13 protein-coding genes are annotated in these 13,602 nt (G+C 71.0%); 6 read left to right on the plus strand and 7 right to left on the minus strand.

The genetic code is table 11. From position 1 onward, the window contains the following. Positions 1-6 precede the first annotated feature (6 nt). The gene (locus WMF29_RS28415; protein ID WP_437323273.1) at positions 7-1,155 is read left to right on the plus strand and encodes a hypothetical protein; all 1,149 of its coding nucleotides are present in this window, start codon (positions 7-9) and stop codon (positions 1,153-1,155) included. A 38-nt stretch (positions 1,156-1,193) separates the two neighbouring features. Here WMF29_RS28415 and WMF29_RS28420 read toward each other — a convergent pair whose 3' ends face one another. Together WMF29_RS28420 and WMF29_RS28425 are read right to left on the minus strand one after the other, a co-directional pair. Then, positions 1,194-2,024: a class I SAM-dependent methyltransferase gene (locus tag WMF29_RS28420; RefSeq protein WP_437323274.1), complete on the minus strand. Its 831-nt coding sequence runs from the start codon at positions 2,022-2,024 to the stop codon at positions 1,194-1,196. A gap of 67 nt (positions 2,025-2,091) precedes the next feature. Beyond that, positions 2,092-2,700: a hypothetical protein gene (locus WMF29_RS28425; protein ID WP_437323275.1), complete on the minus strand. Its 609-nt coding sequence runs from the start codon at positions 2,698-2,700 to the stop codon at positions 2,092-2,094. Between the two features lie 316 nt (positions 2,701-3,016). Here WMF29_RS28425 and WMF29_RS28430 point away from each other — a divergent pair, with 316 nt between their 5' ends. Beyond that, positions 3,017-4,273 (plus strand): hypothetical protein, encoded by a 1,257-nt coding sequence (locus tag WMF29_RS28430; protein ID WP_437323276.1) that lies wholly within the window; start codon positions 3,017-3,019, stop codon positions 4,271-4,273. Positions 4,274-4,654: 381 nt separating this feature from the next. Continuing rightward, a complete protein-coding gene (locus tag WMF29_RS28435; protein WP_437331177.1) occupies positions 4,655-5,146 on the plus strand; it encodes a protein kinase domain-containing protein in 492 nt (163 codons plus the stop codon). Positions 5,147-5,230: 84 nt separating this feature from the next. Here WMF29_RS28435 and WMF29_RS28440 read toward each other — a convergent pair whose 3' ends face one another. Beyond that, on the minus strand, positions 5,231-5,779 hold the full coding sequence (locus WMF29_RS28440) for an ester cyclase (RefSeq protein WP_437323277.1): 549 nt from the start codon (positions 5,777-5,779) through the stop codon (positions 5,231-5,233). Positions 5,780-6,028: 249 nt separating this feature from the next. Between WMF29_RS28440 and WMF29_RS28445 the strand changes: the two genes are divergently transcribed. Beyond that, positions 6,029-7,000 (plus strand): LysR family transcriptional regulator, encoded by a 972-nt coding sequence (locus WMF29_RS28445; protein WP_437323278.1) that lies wholly within the window; start codon positions 6,029-6,031, stop codon positions 6,998-7,000. A gap of 54 nt (positions 7,001-7,054) precedes the next feature. Here the strand turns inward: WMF29_RS28445 and WMF29_RS28450 are convergent, their stop codons facing one another. Next, positions 7,055-7,624 (minus strand): hypothetical protein, encoded by a 570-nt coding sequence (locus tag WMF29_RS28450; protein WP_437323279.1) that lies wholly within the window; start codon positions 7,622-7,624, stop codon positions 7,055-7,057. Positions 7,625-7,877: 253 nt separating this feature from the next. Here WMF29_RS28450 and WMF29_RS28455 point away from each other — a divergent pair, with 253 nt between their 5' ends. Both WMF29_RS28455 and WMF29_RS28460 read left to right on the plus strand, forming a co-directional pair. Then, the gene (locus WMF29_RS28455; protein ID WP_437323280.1) at positions 7,878-8,849 is read left to right on the plus strand and encodes an aldo/keto reductase; all 972 of its coding nucleotides are present in this window, start codon (positions 7,878-7,880) and stop codon (positions 8,847-8,849) included. 202 nt (positions 8,850-9,051) lie between these two features. Continuing rightward, positions 9,052-10,014, plus strand: a complete 963-nt coding sequence (locus WMF29_RS28460; protein ID WP_437323281.1) for an MBL fold metallo-hydrolase — start codon at positions 9,052-9,054, stop codon at positions 10,012-10,014. Between the two features lie 261 nt (positions 10,015-10,275). On the opposite strand, the gene WMF29_RS28465 is transcribed toward WMF29_RS28460, so the two are convergent. From WMF29_RS28465 to WMF29_RS28475, 3 genes are read right to left on the minus strand one after another with little or no spacing between them, the layout of a single operon-like run. Continuing rightward, on the minus strand, positions 10,276-11,142 hold the full coding sequence (locus WMF29_RS28465; RefSeq protein ID WP_437323282.1) for a carbohydrate ABC transporter permease: 867 nt from the start codon (positions 11,140-11,142) through the stop codon (positions 10,276-10,278). After that, positions 11,139-12,137 carry a carbohydrate ABC transporter permease gene (locus tag WMF29_RS28470; RefSeq protein ID WP_437323283.1) on the minus strand — a complete coding sequence of 333 codons (999 nt, stop codon included), beginning with the start codon at positions 12,135-12,137 and terminating at the stop codon, positions 11,139-11,141. Before WMF29_RS28470 ends, WMF29_RS28465 begins: the two co-directional genes overlap by 4 nt. After that, entirely contained in the window at positions 12,134-13,504 is a 1,371-nt protein-coding gene (locus WMF29_RS28475; RefSeq protein WP_437323284.1) for an extracellular solute-binding protein, read from the minus strand. The genes WMF29_RS28470 and WMF29_RS28475 overlap by 4 nt, the downstream gene beginning before the upstream one ends. Positions 13,505-13,602 lie beyond the last annotated feature (98 nt).

The raw sequence follows: 13,602 nt of genomic DNA on the forward strand, positions 1-13,602 counted from the left end.
CTCGCTGTGAGGTCGGCATCCGTCAACCATTCTATCGGCCTGACCCGGACCGGCACGACCGAACGTCGACTCACCGCTCGTACGCACGGCTCCTGCGGCGAGCTCGCCCGACGCATCGTCGGGTCGGCCGCGCTGTCGCGGTACGACGCGGGGGCGAGCCGCGCCGCCTCCTCGCTGGCGAGCGACGCGCCCCTCCAGGGGGGCGAGCGCCTCCGGCGGTCGGCGGGGGCGCCCGCTTGGCTCGCCACGCGCCGCGTACCAGCGAGCGCGCGCGACTTCGTGATGCCGCAGCGGCACGAACAATATACCGAGACAGAGCACCTCGTCTGGCGCACGCTCGTGCGCAGGAACCTGCAGGCCGTGGAGCAGTACGCAGAGCGGCTCTACGAGCCGTACATCGCGGGTCTCAAGGACCTCGGGCTCGACCAGGAGCGGATCCCCACGCTCGAGGCCATCAATGCGAAGCTCGCGCCGACAGGATGGATGGCCGTGTGCGTCGAGGGCTACATCCCCGCCCCCGTCTACGCGGAGCTCATCGCGAACCGGATATTCCCCATGTCGCGCAACGTTCGGCACATGGCGCACATCGATTTCTCTCCTACGCCGGATCTCGTGCATGACATCTTTGGTCACCTCCCGCTGCTCTTTCATGCCCCCTACCAGCGGTACCTCCAGCGCCTGGCCGCCATGACGGCTCGCGCCGAGGCGTCCCCCTGGGACCACGCGCTCTACCTGGCGAACCGCCGGATGGGCGCGCTGAAGAGCGACCCCGATGCCCCGCGCGACCTCGTCGCCGCCGCCGAGGCGGAGGTCGACCGCGTGCAGCGCCACCTGCTCGCGAACCCCTCGGAGCTCACGCACCTCGCGCGCGTCTTCCTGTGGAGCATCGAGTTCGGGCTCATCGGGACGCGCGATTCGTACCGGGTCCTCGGAGCGGGGCTGCTCTCCTCCCTCTCGGAGTGCGCCGCCCTGTATGAGCCAGGGGCCGACATCCGCCCGTTCTCGATAGCGGTCATCGAGAAGGACATCCACTTCTCGGATCATCAGGCGCAGTACTATCTCTTCGAGTCGTACGAGCAGCTCGATTTCGTGCTCGACGAGTACCAGGCGAAGATGCGCCTGCGGGCCGGGTCAGCTGTCGCTGGGGTGATGTGACGCCGTGACAGCGTGACGGCCGCCGCGCCGCGGTCGGCTCAGCGGACCCGCCCGACCAGGGTCCAATGCCGATCGCTCGTCATGCGGAGATCCACCGACGAGAACGGCAGCTCGCGAATCAGCTCGTTCACCTCTTCGACCGTGAGCGCGGCGCGGAGCGAGGCTTCGAAGAGTGCGCGCTGGCGGAGATACACGTCACGCTCCGGGACAGGAACGCCATCCGGGACCTCGGCGTGCATCTCGACCAGGCGGAGCACGTCCGCATCCGACGGTGGGCGCGCCAGATCGCGCACGAACACGACACCCCCGCTCTCGACGACGCGGACCATCTCGCGCAGCGTCTCGAAGGGCTCCGGGATGTGGTGGACGATGCTGTTGGACAGCGCGAGATCAAACCCGCGCGGGTAGCCGGTGTCCTTGGCGTCGCGCCGGGCGAGTTCGATGCGGGATGCCAGCCCCGCCCGCTCGACGTTGCGTCGCGCCAGGGCGAGCATCGAATCCGCCATGTCGATGGCCACGACGTGCACGCCCGCCGCGCGACGGCAGAGCGCGATCGGGATGAGCGCGGTGCCCGTCCCCACGTCGAGGGCTCTCCGCGGAGCAGGGGCGACCGCGAGCACATCAGCGCAGAACTGCTCGTTCACCTCGCGGTTGTCGATAGCGTCGTAGTCGCCCGCTTCTTGTTCCGAATCCATCACCTCGGGCTCGAGGACGCGCTGTAATCTCATGGCCACGTACGATACACAGTTCGCAGCGCCGGCTCCAGAATCAATTCCTCCACGCAGCTCTGACCGTCGAGCGACGCGCTGATCGCATGGTCGGCGGTAGCCGCCGCGCGCCACGCGGCGAAGATGGCGGCGGGCGCCCACGAGATCGAGCTGATCGAGCAGCGCGCGGCGATCGCGGGCGCGCGCCGGCGCTGAGCAGGGGCAGCGCTCAGCGGGCGGGGGCGCCCGCGCAGATCCAGTCGTTGATCGTCTTGATATCGGCCGCGGGCAAGGGTGCGGTCGGCGGCATCCTGCTCTCGTCAGGGTCGCACAGGCCGACCTCCTTCAGCTTGTTCATGAGATAGCTGCTGCTCGGCTTGAATGGCACGACGAGCGCCTGCTCGCGGGAGCAAGACGCGCTGTCCTGATCGACGAGCTTGCCCACGGCCGCGCTCGCGCGGAGGTCGAGCCCGCCGGACGGTGCGCCGGCGTTGCCATGGCAGTACTGGTTCGCGCAGCTCCTCGTCAGGATGGGCTCCACGTCGGCGAACGCCGCCGCGTCCGCGCCGCAGGCGGGATCGCTCGGAGGCGCGCCGCCGCCCTCGCCCCCGGTGCCGGCCGCCGCGCCGCCGCCGCCCTCGCCCCCGGTGCCGGCCGCCGCGCCGCCGCCGCCCTCGCCCCCGGTGCCGGCCGCCGCGCCGCCGCCGCCCTCGCCAGCGCCGCCGCCGCCCTGGTTGGAGCCGCTGCCGCTGCTGGCCTGGCTCGAGCTGCTGCCGTTCGTCGTGCTGGAGGCGGCACCGCCGCCGGTGCCCGTGGAATCGTCATCGGAGCAAGCCACCGCCGAGAGCCCGAGAGCCAGGCAAACGACCAATCGAAGCGAATTGTTGTGATAATACAAGGTACCTCTTCATGATGGTGTTGGTCACGCGGCGTTCGCCGCGCGAGCGATTCACGAAGAGACTAGAAAGCATGCGGACGCACGCGACGCAATCGCGCGATGGTGGACGAGGGGGTCGCCAAATTCCAACCGTGGCAGCGGGGCCGGCGCGTTGACCTTCTTCCTGCCGACGGGAGTCGACGCGTGTCGATCAGGAAATGACATTGCGCGCGCGTCCGGCTTCTCCACCGCAAGCACGCGGCGGTAGAGTACCGAGATGCGACGAACCTATTGGACCGGCCTGGCGGTGTGCGCCGCCCTGAGCACGGCGCTCGGCTGCAACGCGATCTGGGGCATCCCCGACGGGGAAGCCAGCGGCGATCCCGCGGCCAGCAGCGCAGGGAGCTCAGGAGGCGCCGGGGCCGGCGGGGGCGGCGCGGCGGGCGGGCCCCTTGCCGACTGCCCGAGCGAGCCGTTCACAGGGCGCGCGCCGGACGCGTGCCAGGCCGCCGACGGCGACCACGATTACCTCTCCGATCGGGAGAATTGCTGTGTTCCGGGCAGGAGCTGCCTCGGCGGCGCCTGCGATCAGGGCAGGTGTCTGCCGGTCGTCCTCACCACAACCAACGACGAGGAGCACGAGGCGATCGGCCTCGTGGTGGAAGGGGACGGGGACGATGGGCGCGTGCTCTGGGCGAGCGGCTATGGGAACACGATCTTCGCGACCGAGAAGGCGGCTTCCGGCTCGACCGAGCCGCTGGTGGTGCTCGACTCGCTCGCGACCCTGCTCGCGCGCACGGAGAGCTCGCTGCTCATCACCGACGAGACCGAGCCGGACGTGTACCGGATGCCGCTCACGGGGAACGTCACCGTCTCGACGGCCGCCGGCGCCCAGGGAGCGGCGGGCTACCGGCGGCCCGTGGCCGGCGGCGGCTGGGTCTACTGGACCACCGGAATGATCGAGGACCCGGAGCAGGATCCCGACGCGCGCGAGGTCCCGAAGCGCATCTGGGCGGCGCGGGCCGACGCGACCGCTCAGACAGGCCTCTCCGTCTTCGACCGGGACACGTACGTCGGAGGCCTCGCGCTGGACGCCACCCATCTCTACTGGACCGAGCTGGAGCCCGGCGGGACGCACAGCACCGTTCGGCGGATGGCGCTCGGGGAGCCCGGCCAGACCGAGATCGTCGCGTCGATCCCCATCCACGACGGCGATCTCCCCGGAGACATCGCGGTCGGCGATCGGATCTTCTGGATCAGCGGCTACGCCATCTACGCCGCGAACAAGGACGGCACCGACGCAGGGACGCTCGTGGCGACGGACTTCCCCACGCGCCTGCTGGCGGACTCCACCTTTGTCTACTGGTACAGCCGCGAGGGGCAGCTCCAGCGAGTGCGCACCTCGGGCGGCGCGCCAGAGCCGCTCGCCGACAGCGCGGACATCCGGGATCTCGCCCAGGACTGCGGCGCCCTCTACTGGACGACCTGGGCCACCGAGGAGCAGCCGGCGTCGGTGATCAAGCTGGTCAAGTGAGCTGCGCCCCGATCGCGCTCCCGGCGAATTTGCTACGATGGTTTTGCCACGATGTGACGAAATACCCCGTGGCCGCGCCGCGCACCATCCTCTCGCCGACGCGCGCCACGCGAAGCTCCTCAACGGCCTAAGGATCCCACGTACGCAGAATCATGCGCTCGGCCGCCGCGCGCGTCGGGGCACGCTCCTTGCTAAGTTCAAATTACCAATAACGAATAACGACCGCGACCACCGATTCGGCTCGCTCCGAAGCTCTCGCGCCGGTCGACGCGACGGAATCACCAGCTCACCATCCCCCGCCGATCCCCCCCGGCCCAGCGCGCTCTCCACGGCAGAGGTGGCGATATCGCCCCTCGAACGGCGTGGAGCGCGCTGAGGCGCATCGAGTCATCACGATCGAGAACGGAACGCACCCCCTTCGATGGGGCCACGCTCTGGTACATGAGCCCGGAGCAGCTCGACGGCAAGCCGCTGGATCACCGCACCGATCTGTGGTCGCTCGGCCTCGTGATCTACCGAGCGCTCACGGGGCGGCTCCCCTTCCAGGGGAAGACCGTGGGAGAGCACCTGATGGTGCTCTTCGAGGGCAAGGCGCCCCGCATCGCCGAGATCGCGCCGCACCTCCCCGCCGACCTGGATGGCTTCTTCGAGCGCGCGCTGAAGGTGGATCCCGCGCCGAGATTTCAGACGGCCGATGAGCTGGCCCGGGCGTTCGTGGCGATCTCCAAGGTATCCTGGCGGCCGCCGCCTCCGCTGGCGGAGGCGCGCGGCGAGCCCGAAGGCGCTCCGCTCCACGCCGTGGCGCCCACCGTGCCGAACGAGGCGATGGGGTGGCGAGCCGCCGAGCAGCCACAGAGCAGCTCGGCCCGGTGACCCCGGACGGCGTACGCCGGGTGCTCGCTCGTCAGCGCGAGGAAGCCCCTCGATCGCCGAGACCCGCTCCGCCCCCCTCGGCGGTCACTGCGCCACGACGCCGAGCTGCTGGAACAGCGTCAGGTTGTCCTCGATGTGCCAGTTGTCGGTGATGCGACCGTCCTGCACGCGCAGGATGTCTGTGGCGATGAAGTCCACGGCCTGCCCGGCGCCCTTCCTGTCGCCGAAGGCGCCGGTGAAGCGGCCTCGGAAGCGCAGGTGCGCCACCACGCGATCGCCGGCGACGATCAGCTGCTCCACCTCGCAGCTCAGGTCCGGCACCGCCGCGCGGAAGCTCTTCGACGCGAACGCCGGGCCCTCGGGGCCCTGCGGGCGCCCCTTGGGCAAGGTGCGGTCGGTGAACGTCGGCGCGATCGCCGCGTCGAGGTAGCGCGGCTCGCCGGTGCTCCAGAACGCGTAAAAGCGGCGGGCCGCGAGGATCTCCGCGTCCGCCTGCGCCCTGGGCAGGCTCGCGTCGACGACCATCGACCGCGGCGCGGGCAGGTCCTCCGCGCCGGCGCCCTGCACGTAACAGGCGCTCGCGGCGGCGAAGAGCGAGAGGGAGAGGGCGCTGATCAACAAGGGCTTTCTCATGACGTGTCTCCTTCGAACGGCGATCTCGGGCGGCCGGTCGGCGCGCACGAGCCGACCGGAGGCGCCGCCGGCACGGCGGGGCGCAGGGCCGAGCGCGGCGGGCCCCAGGCCCGGCCCGGCGCGGCGACAGGGACACCTTGATCCTTTCCCCTGCGAAGGAGAACGACCGCATCGACCGAACCAGCTTTTCGATAAAGTTGAAGATGTTCGCCGGCGCGCCTACCCTTCCGGGGTTCGCCGAGGTGCGCGATGGTCGAGCTCGAGGACATGCAGCTGTTCGTGTGCGCCGTCTCGAGCGGCAGCCTGTCGGCGGCGGGGCGCGAGCTCGGGTTCTCGCCGGCGGTGGCGAGCAAGCGCATGACGCGGCTGGAGGCGGCGCTCGGCGTGCGCCTGTTGCAGCGCAGCTCGCGGCGGCTCACGCTCACCGGCGAGGGCGCGACCTACCACGAGCGCTGCATGGCCATCCTCGCCGACGTGAGCGAGGCCGAGCTCGCGGTGACGGCTGGAAAGGCCGAGGCGCGCGGCCTCCTGCACGTGGCGGCGCCGGTGGATCTCGGCCGCCAGTGGGTGGGGCCGGCCGCTGCCGACTTCGCGGCGGCGCACCCGCGGCTCAGCGTGCGCGTCAGCCTGTCCGACCGCGTGGTGGACCTGTTCGAGGCCGGCGTCGACGTGGCCGTGCGCATCGGCGCGCTGGCCGACTCCCGCCTCGTCTCGCGCCGGCTGGCCCGGAGCCGCCGCGTGGTCTGCGGCGCGCCGGCCTACCTCTCGCGGCGCGGGCGGCCGCGCACGATCGCAGACCTGGCCGAGCACGAGTGCATCGTGCTGCAGCGCCCGGGCATGCGCGCGCTCTCGTGGACCTTCCGCACCGAGCAGGGGCTCCACGCCGTCCGGCCCTCGGGACGGCTCGTGGCCGACAGCGGCGACCTGGTGCGCGACTGGGCCGTGGCCGGCCATGGCCTCGCCTTCAAGTCGATCTGGGACGTCGCCGCCGACATCGACGCCGGGCGCCTCGTCCCGCTGCTCACCGACCTGCCCGCGCCGGGCTCGGCCGTGAACGTCATCTACCCGAGCCGGCGCTTCCTGCCCGCGAGGGCGCGGCTGTTCGTCGACTTCCTCCAGCGGCGCTTCGCCGCGCACGAGGCCGCGGTGCTGGCCGCGTCGACGCCGTGCGCGGGGCCGCCTTCACCGCCGCCATCGCCTCGCGACAAACGGCGCGCCTGAGGAGCCCCCCCGCGGCGCGCGAGGCGGGGCCGCTGCCGAGACGAGCAGCGCGCTTCAGGCGTCGGCCTGCGGCCCCTCGTCGATCGCCGACAGGAACTGCTCTCTCTCCTCGTCCGTCGGGCGCCGGCCCGAGAGGTAGCGCCGCTGGTGCGCGCGGGCCGCCGCCAGCGACGCCTGATTCAGGACCGTTATCGGCACCTTGGGCGCATACAGGCTCGTCACCTCGATCAGCGTCGTGCCGTCCGAGCCCGGCGAGAAGCGGTAAGTCCCGAGCCCCCTCGTCCACAGCACGTTCTCCTCGAACGCATCGACGACGATGACGAAGACCTCGGGCGAGACACGCTCTGCAGAGAAGCGCGACGTCTGCGTGAAATGACCGACGCCCGGGAGAGGCACGCTCATCCGGACGACGAAGCGCGGCTCACGGTACGATCCCGACTGCATCTCGCACGCGGTCCCGGGGAAGAGCTCCCGCGCGCAGCCATGCTGATCCCACCACACGGCAGCGGCGTCGAGAGGGTCGATGTTCCCGATATCGATGACGAACCGGACGCCCCGCATGCCTCGCGCCTCGTCGTGGACGCTCTCGGCGTGCGCGATCTCCGTGTCTTCTTGCTGCCACATGGTCGTCTCCTCGCCCCGCCGAGCGAGCATAAGTGAAGCACCGTTGCGCATCAAGGAAGCGGCCCTTCACGCTGATCCGCGCCGCCGCCAGATCACGACGAGGTCTCCGGCGCGGCGCGCAACGCCTGTCGCGCGCTCGGCGGCGTCGCCGCCGGGCCGGCTCATGACGGCGCGACTCAGGCAGAACCCTACGACGCGTTCAGCCCTGGGGCGTGGACGGCTCACGGAGCGCGTTGCTACCCTCCCCGTCGCCATGAACTACCGCAATCTCGGACGCACTGGCCTGAAGGTCAGCCCCCTGTGCCTCGGCACGATGAACTTCGGCCCGGAGACCAGCGAGCCCGACAGCTTCGCCATCATGGACCGGGCGCTCGGGCACGGGATCAACTTCTTCGACACAGCCAATGTCTACGGCCGGAAGCGCGGAGAGGGGATCACCGAGCAGATCGTCGGGCGCTGGCTCGCCCAGGGTGATGGGCGCCGGGACCGCATCGTGCTCGCCACGAAGGTCTACGGCCTCATGGGCGAAGGGCCCAACGACAGGAGGCTCTCGGCCTATCACATCCGGCGCGCCTGCGAGGCGAGCCTGCGCCGCCTGCAGACAGACCATATCGACCTCTACCAGATGCACCACATCGACCGCGAGACGCCCTGGGACGAGATCTGGCAGGCGATGGAGCAGCTCGTCCGCGAGGGGAAGGTCCTCTATGTCGGCAGCAGCAACTTCGCCGGATGGCAGATCGCGCACGCGAACGGCCTCGCCGCGCAGCGGCACTTCCTCGGCCTCGTCTCGGAGCAGAGCCTGTACAACCTCGACGCGCGCACCGTCGAGCTGGAGGTCCTGCCCGCGTGCCGCGCGCTCGGCCTCGCCGTCCTGCCCTGGAGCCCGCTCGCCGGCGGGCTGCTCGGCGGCGCCCTCCAGAAGGCGCGCGAGGGCCGGCGCTCCTCCGCCGACGCGCTGGCGCGCATCGAGAAGAACCGCGCCAAGCTGGAGGCGTACGAGGCGTTCTGCGCCGAGATCGGAGAGAGGCCCGCCGACGTGGCCGTGGCCTGGCTGCTCCGGAACCCCGTCGTGACGTCGCCCATCCTCGGCCCGCGCACCGTCGAGCAGCTCGACGGGAGCCTGCGCGCCCTCGAGATCGAGCTGACGCCGGAGCACCTCGGGCGGCTCGACGCGATGTTCCCCGGCCCCGGCGGCGAGGCGCCGGAGGCCTACGCCTGGTAGCGCCGCCCGCGCCACGCTGCGCGGCGCTCGCCGCCCGTGCCACGCTGCGCGGCGCTCGCCTGCACCCGGGCGCCACGCCTGCGCCATCCTCATGAATCGCGCCGCGGGACGGGTCGATTTCGATTCCATGGCGTCGCGCGGGTGGCCTACGCTCAGAGATCTGGAGACGCGTCAAGAGACGCTCGCGCACAAGGGGACGGATATGGGCCGATGGCGGTATGAGCGAGGGCTGCAGGACATCGGCAATGGCTGCTTTGCCTATCTCCAGCCGGCCGGGACCTGGGGCCTCAGCAACGCGGGGCTCGTCACGTCGGACGGCGAGGCCCTGCTCGTCGACACGCTCTTCGACCTGAAGCGCACGCGCGAGATGCTCGACGCCATGCGCGCGGCGGCCCCCGCCGCGGCGCGGATAGGCACCGTCGTGAACACCCACGCGAACGGCGACCATTGCTACGGCAACGCGCTCGTCGAGGGCGCGACCATCATCGCCACGCGCGCCGGCGCCGCCGAGATGGACGAGATCCCCGCGCCGATGCTGGCCACGCTGATGCGACAGGCGCGCAGCGGCGCCGCCGGCGCGCTGGGCGAGTACCTCGTCCATTGCTTCGGCGCCTTCGACTTCGACGGGATCGCCCCGACGCCGCCGACCCGGGTGTTCGACGGGGAGCTGACCATTGCGGTCGGGGGCAAGGAGGTCCGCCTCATCGAGGTGGGCCCGTCGCACACGAAGGGCGATCTGCTCGTGCACGTGCCGTCGGACCGGGTGATCTACACGGGAGACGTCCTCTTCATCGACGTGACGCCGATCATGTGGGCAGGGCCCGTCGGCAACTGGCTCAAGGCCTGCGACATCCTGCTCGCGGCCGACGTCGACGTCATCGTGCCGGGACACGGCCCCATCACGGATCGCGCGGGCGTGCGCGCGGTCCGCGACTATCTCGTGTACATCCGCGACGAGGCCCGGCGCCGCTACGACGCCGGCATGCCGCCGGCGGACGCCGCCCGCGACATCGCGCTCGCCGACTACGCGAGCTGGGGCGACGCCGAGCGCATCGTCGTCAACGTGCACACGCTCTACAGCGAGTTCAGCGGCGGGAAGCTCCCCTTGCCGGGCCCTATCGCGCTCTTCGGCCTCATGGCCGAGCTCGCGCGTCGGCCGCGTTGAGCGATCCAGGAGAAGATCGCGATCATCATGAGTCTGTCGTCGCAAGCAGCGAAGTTAAGCTAAGCGAAGATCACGCCCGTCGTCGTCCCTGGCAGCAGGCGATCCTCGGCGCCTCGGCCGCGCACAGAGGGGCGCCGCCCGCCGCCATGGACACAGAGTTTCCCCTGAGGACGATTCCCGGTCAAGCGAGGTCACGGGCTCGCTGGGACAGCCAATGTCCTTGCCATCGCATGTGCATCTCGCCCCCTGTCGGGGCGCCGATCACCCTTTCAGGCCGGTGCGAGCGACACCCTCGATCACGTACCGCTGGGCCGCGATGAACACGGCGAGGATCGGGACGCTCGCGACCACCGCGCCCGCCGCAACGAGGGCGTAATCGGTGGAGTGAGCCGCCTGCAGCAGCGCGAGGCCGGGCGACAGCGTGAGCTTCTCGGGGTTGAACAGCACATAGATGGGCCAGAGGAAGTCGTTCCAGTTGCTCAGCACGCTGAGCACGGCCAGCGTGGCCAGGGCCGGCTTCGACAGAGGCAGAACAATTTTCCAGAGCACTTGGAGCCGGGTGGCGCCGTCGAGCGCCGCCGCCTCCTCGAGCTCTCGCGGGAAACCGAGGAAGAACTGGCGCAGGAAGAGGACGCCGAACGCCGAAGCGGCCGGCGGCACGACGAGCGCCGGGAGGCTGTCGAGCCAGCCGAGGGACCTGACGATGAGATAATTCGCAGGCAGGAACAGGATCGGCGGGACGAACAGCGTGGCGAGGACCGCGGCGAGCACGAGCCGCTTGCCGCGGAACTCCATGCGCGCGAGCGCGTACGCCGCCGGGGCCGCCGTGGCCAGCACGAGCAGCGCGTGCGCCACGGCGGAAAGGACGCTGTTCAGGAGCCAGCGGAGCACCGGCGCCTGGGAGCCCGAGCGCGCGAGCGCCTCGTAGCTCTCGACGGTCACCCGCGCGGGCAGGAGCGTGGGCGGCATCGACGTCGCCTCGTGCGGCGACTTGAGCGACGTGAGCGCCATCCAGATCACCGGGGCGAGGTAGACCACGGCGAGGAGGATCAGCGCAGCATACGAGAGCGCTCTCCAGACCTGCAGGCGGCGGACAGGGCAGCTCCCCTGGACCCGCGGGAGCCTCATCGAGCCTCCTCATCGCCGCTCCGGCCGAAGAGCAGGAGGACCATGCCGAGGTTCACGAGCGCGAGGAGCAAGGCATGGACGTAGCTCATGGCCGCCGCGGCGCCGAGCCGGAAGCTCCGGAACCCCTCCTCGGCGATGTACATGATGACGGTGCGGGTCTCGCTCCCAGGTCCGCCCCCGGTGACCAGGTAGGCCTGTCCGAACATGTTGGCCGACCCGAGGACGGTCATCATCACGACGAACATGACCACCGGCCTGAGCCCAGGCAGGGTGACGTGGCGGAACAGCTGCCAGCGGGTCGCGCCGTCGATGCGGGCAGCGTCGTAGAGCTCCCGGTGGATGTTCTGCAGCCCGGCCAGGTAGATCACGGTGTTGTATCCGAGGGTCCACCAGACCGTCATGCCCACCAGCGAGACCCACACCCAGGGGACCGCCGTGGTCCATCCCGTGCCGGCGGGCAATCCCACCTTCCCCAGCAGGTGGTTGATGACGCCGACGTGGGGGTCGAGCAACAGGCGCCACACGAGGGCCACGACCGCCACGCCGAGCACGTAAGGCGCGAAGAACAGGGCCCGGAAGAGCGATCGCCCGGGAAAGCTCCGGTCGAGCGCGAGGGCGAGGAGCAGCGGGAGCGTCACCAGGACAGGCACGCTCAGCGCCGTGAAGAGGGCTGTGGCTCGCAGCGCACGCCAGAAGTTGCCGCGGATCGGCGAGCCGGACCGGAACAGGTCAGCATAGTTGTCGAGCCCGACCCACGGACTCGACGGCAGGAACGGGTCCCAGTCGTGAAGGCTTATCCATATCCCGAGGGCGATCGGCGCCAGCACGAAGAGGCCGAACAGCGCGAGGTACGGCGTGAGGAACAGGTAGGGCGCCCACCAGCGCGAGCGCGCGGGGCCGCGACCCCGGAGCTGGCCGACGCCGGGGGCGCTCTGCGCGCCGCCGTCCACCTCCGCTCGGCCGGGCTCCACGAGGGGTACGTCGATCGCGCTCACAGGGCCCTCGCGAACTTCCTCAGGTTGGCCGCGAGCAGCGCGTCGGCCTCGCGGGCCGCGCGGCGCAGGGCCGCCCTCGGCGCGGCCCGCAGCAGCACGGCCTCGTTCACCGCGAGATCGAGCGTGGACGCCCGCACCGCGTCGATCCCGGCGATCGCCGGCGGAAAGCGGAGCACCGGCAGCTGCTCGGCGAAGATCGCCTGCTCGGTCATGCGCTGGAACGCGGCGCTCTCCCGCGCCTCGCGCCGGGCGGGCACCATGCCGGCCTCCGCCCACTCGAGGGAGTGCCTGCTGAGCCAGTCGAGGAAGACCACCGAGGCCTGCAGCCGGCGCTCGCCGGCCGAGGGCTGGCGCGCGAGCACGAGGTGATGCGCGTTGGCCCAGACCGCCCGCTGCGCGCCGATGGTGGGCACCGGCATGACGCCCCACCGGAGCCCGGGGGTCGCCCTGTAGATGTTGATCATCCAGATGCCGTTCCAGATGAAGGCGTTCCGGTCGTTGGTGAAGGCGATGCTGTCGGCGTCCTGGCCGACGTCGCGCGGGCTGTAGCCCCGCTGGATCAGCTCGAGCATGAAGCCCAGCGCCTCGACGCCTGCCTCGGCGTCGAACGTGGCCCGGGCGCCGTCCTCCGAGAACAGCTGTCCGCCGTCCTGCCACAGGAGCGACTGGAACATCAGCCCTCCGGTGAACAGGGCTGGCGACACCCACGATCCCTGGACCCCCCTTTGCTTCAGCTGCTCGAGGATCGCCAGGTAGTCGCGCCGCGAGCGCGGCAGCGCGGCGTCGCCGAGGCCGGCGCCGGCCAGCACGGCGCGGTTGTAGTAGAGGCCGAGGGGGTGGACATCGAGGGGAACGCCGTAACGGCGGCCCCGGAAGACGCCCACGCTCCAGAGCTTGTCGGAGAAATCGCCTGCGCCGAGGCCGAGCGCCTCGGTCACCTCGTCGAGCGGAAGGATGGTGCGGTGGACCGCCGCCGTGGCCAGCTGATCGGCGTGCATGGCGGCCACGTCGGGGCCATGGCCGCTGTCGACCGCGGCCGGCATCTTTTGATAGAAGTCGCCCCACCGGGTCACGCTCATCCGTACGGTGATGTTGTCGTGCTCGCGGTTGAACCGCTCGATGAGCCGCTCCATCGGCAGCCGGTCGCCGCCGGTGAAGCCCGTCCAGAACGCGAGCTCGACGGCCGGGCCCCCGTATCCCCGGCTGCCGCCGGCGGCGATCGCGGCCTGATCGCGCACGTCGACCGGCTCGCCGCGACAGCCGAGCAGCAACAGCCCCGCTGCCGCCCCCGCGCCCGCGAGGAGCTCGCGGCGGCCCGGCGATCGCTCAGGCCCTCCTCGCGTCTCCGGTGCTCGCGCCCTCCGCATTTGCCCTCTGTTCCTGCGATCCCCGCAGAGGGCTCGCTTCGGCCTGTCGCGTGCGACCGGGCCGAGCCGTGGCTCAACCCCGGGTCCCCCGGCTGCCG

The sequence above is a fragment of the Sorangium sp. So ce381 genome (assembly GCF_051473845.1).
GTDB lineage: Bacteria > Myxococcota_A > Polyangia > Polyangiales > Polyangiaceae > Sorangium > Sorangium atrum.

What these genes read in the sequence shown, in the direction of transcription:
- WMF29_RS28455 (WP_437323280.1), top strand. Translation starts at nt 7,878, where the DNA reads ATGAACTACCGCAATCTCGGACGCACTGGCCTGAAGGTCAGCCCCCTG.
- WMF29_RS28440 (WP_437323277.1), bottom strand. Translation starts at nt 5,779, where the DNA reads ATGAGAAAGCCCTTGTTGATCAGCGCCCTCTCCCTCTCGCTCTTCGCC.
- WMF29_RS28465 (WP_437323282.1), bottom strand. Translation starts at nt 11,142, where the DNA reads ATGAGGCTCCCGCGGGTCCAGGGGAGCTGCCCTGTCCGCCGCCTGCAG.
- WMF29_RS28460 (WP_437323281.1), top strand. Translation starts at nt 9,052, where the DNA reads ATGGGCCGATGGCGGTATGAGCGAGGGCTGCAGGACATCGGCAATGGC.
- WMF29_RS28445 (WP_437323278.1), top strand. Translation starts at nt 6,029, where the DNA reads ATGGTCGAGCTCGAGGACATGCAGCTGTTCGTGTGCGCCGTCTCGAGC.
- WMF29_RS28450 (WP_437323279.1), bottom strand. Translation starts at nt 7,624, where the DNA reads ATGTGGCAGCAAGAAGACACGGAGATCGCGCACGCCGAGAGCGTCCAC.
- WMF29_RS28430 (WP_437323276.1), top strand. Translation starts at nt 3,017, where the DNA reads ATGCGACGAACCTATTGGACCGGCCTGGCGGTGTGCGCCGCCCTGAGC.
- WMF29_RS28475 (WP_437323284.1), bottom strand. Translation starts at nt 13,504, where the DNA reads ATGCGGAGGGCGCGAGCACCGGAGACGCGAGGAGGGCCTGAGCGATCG.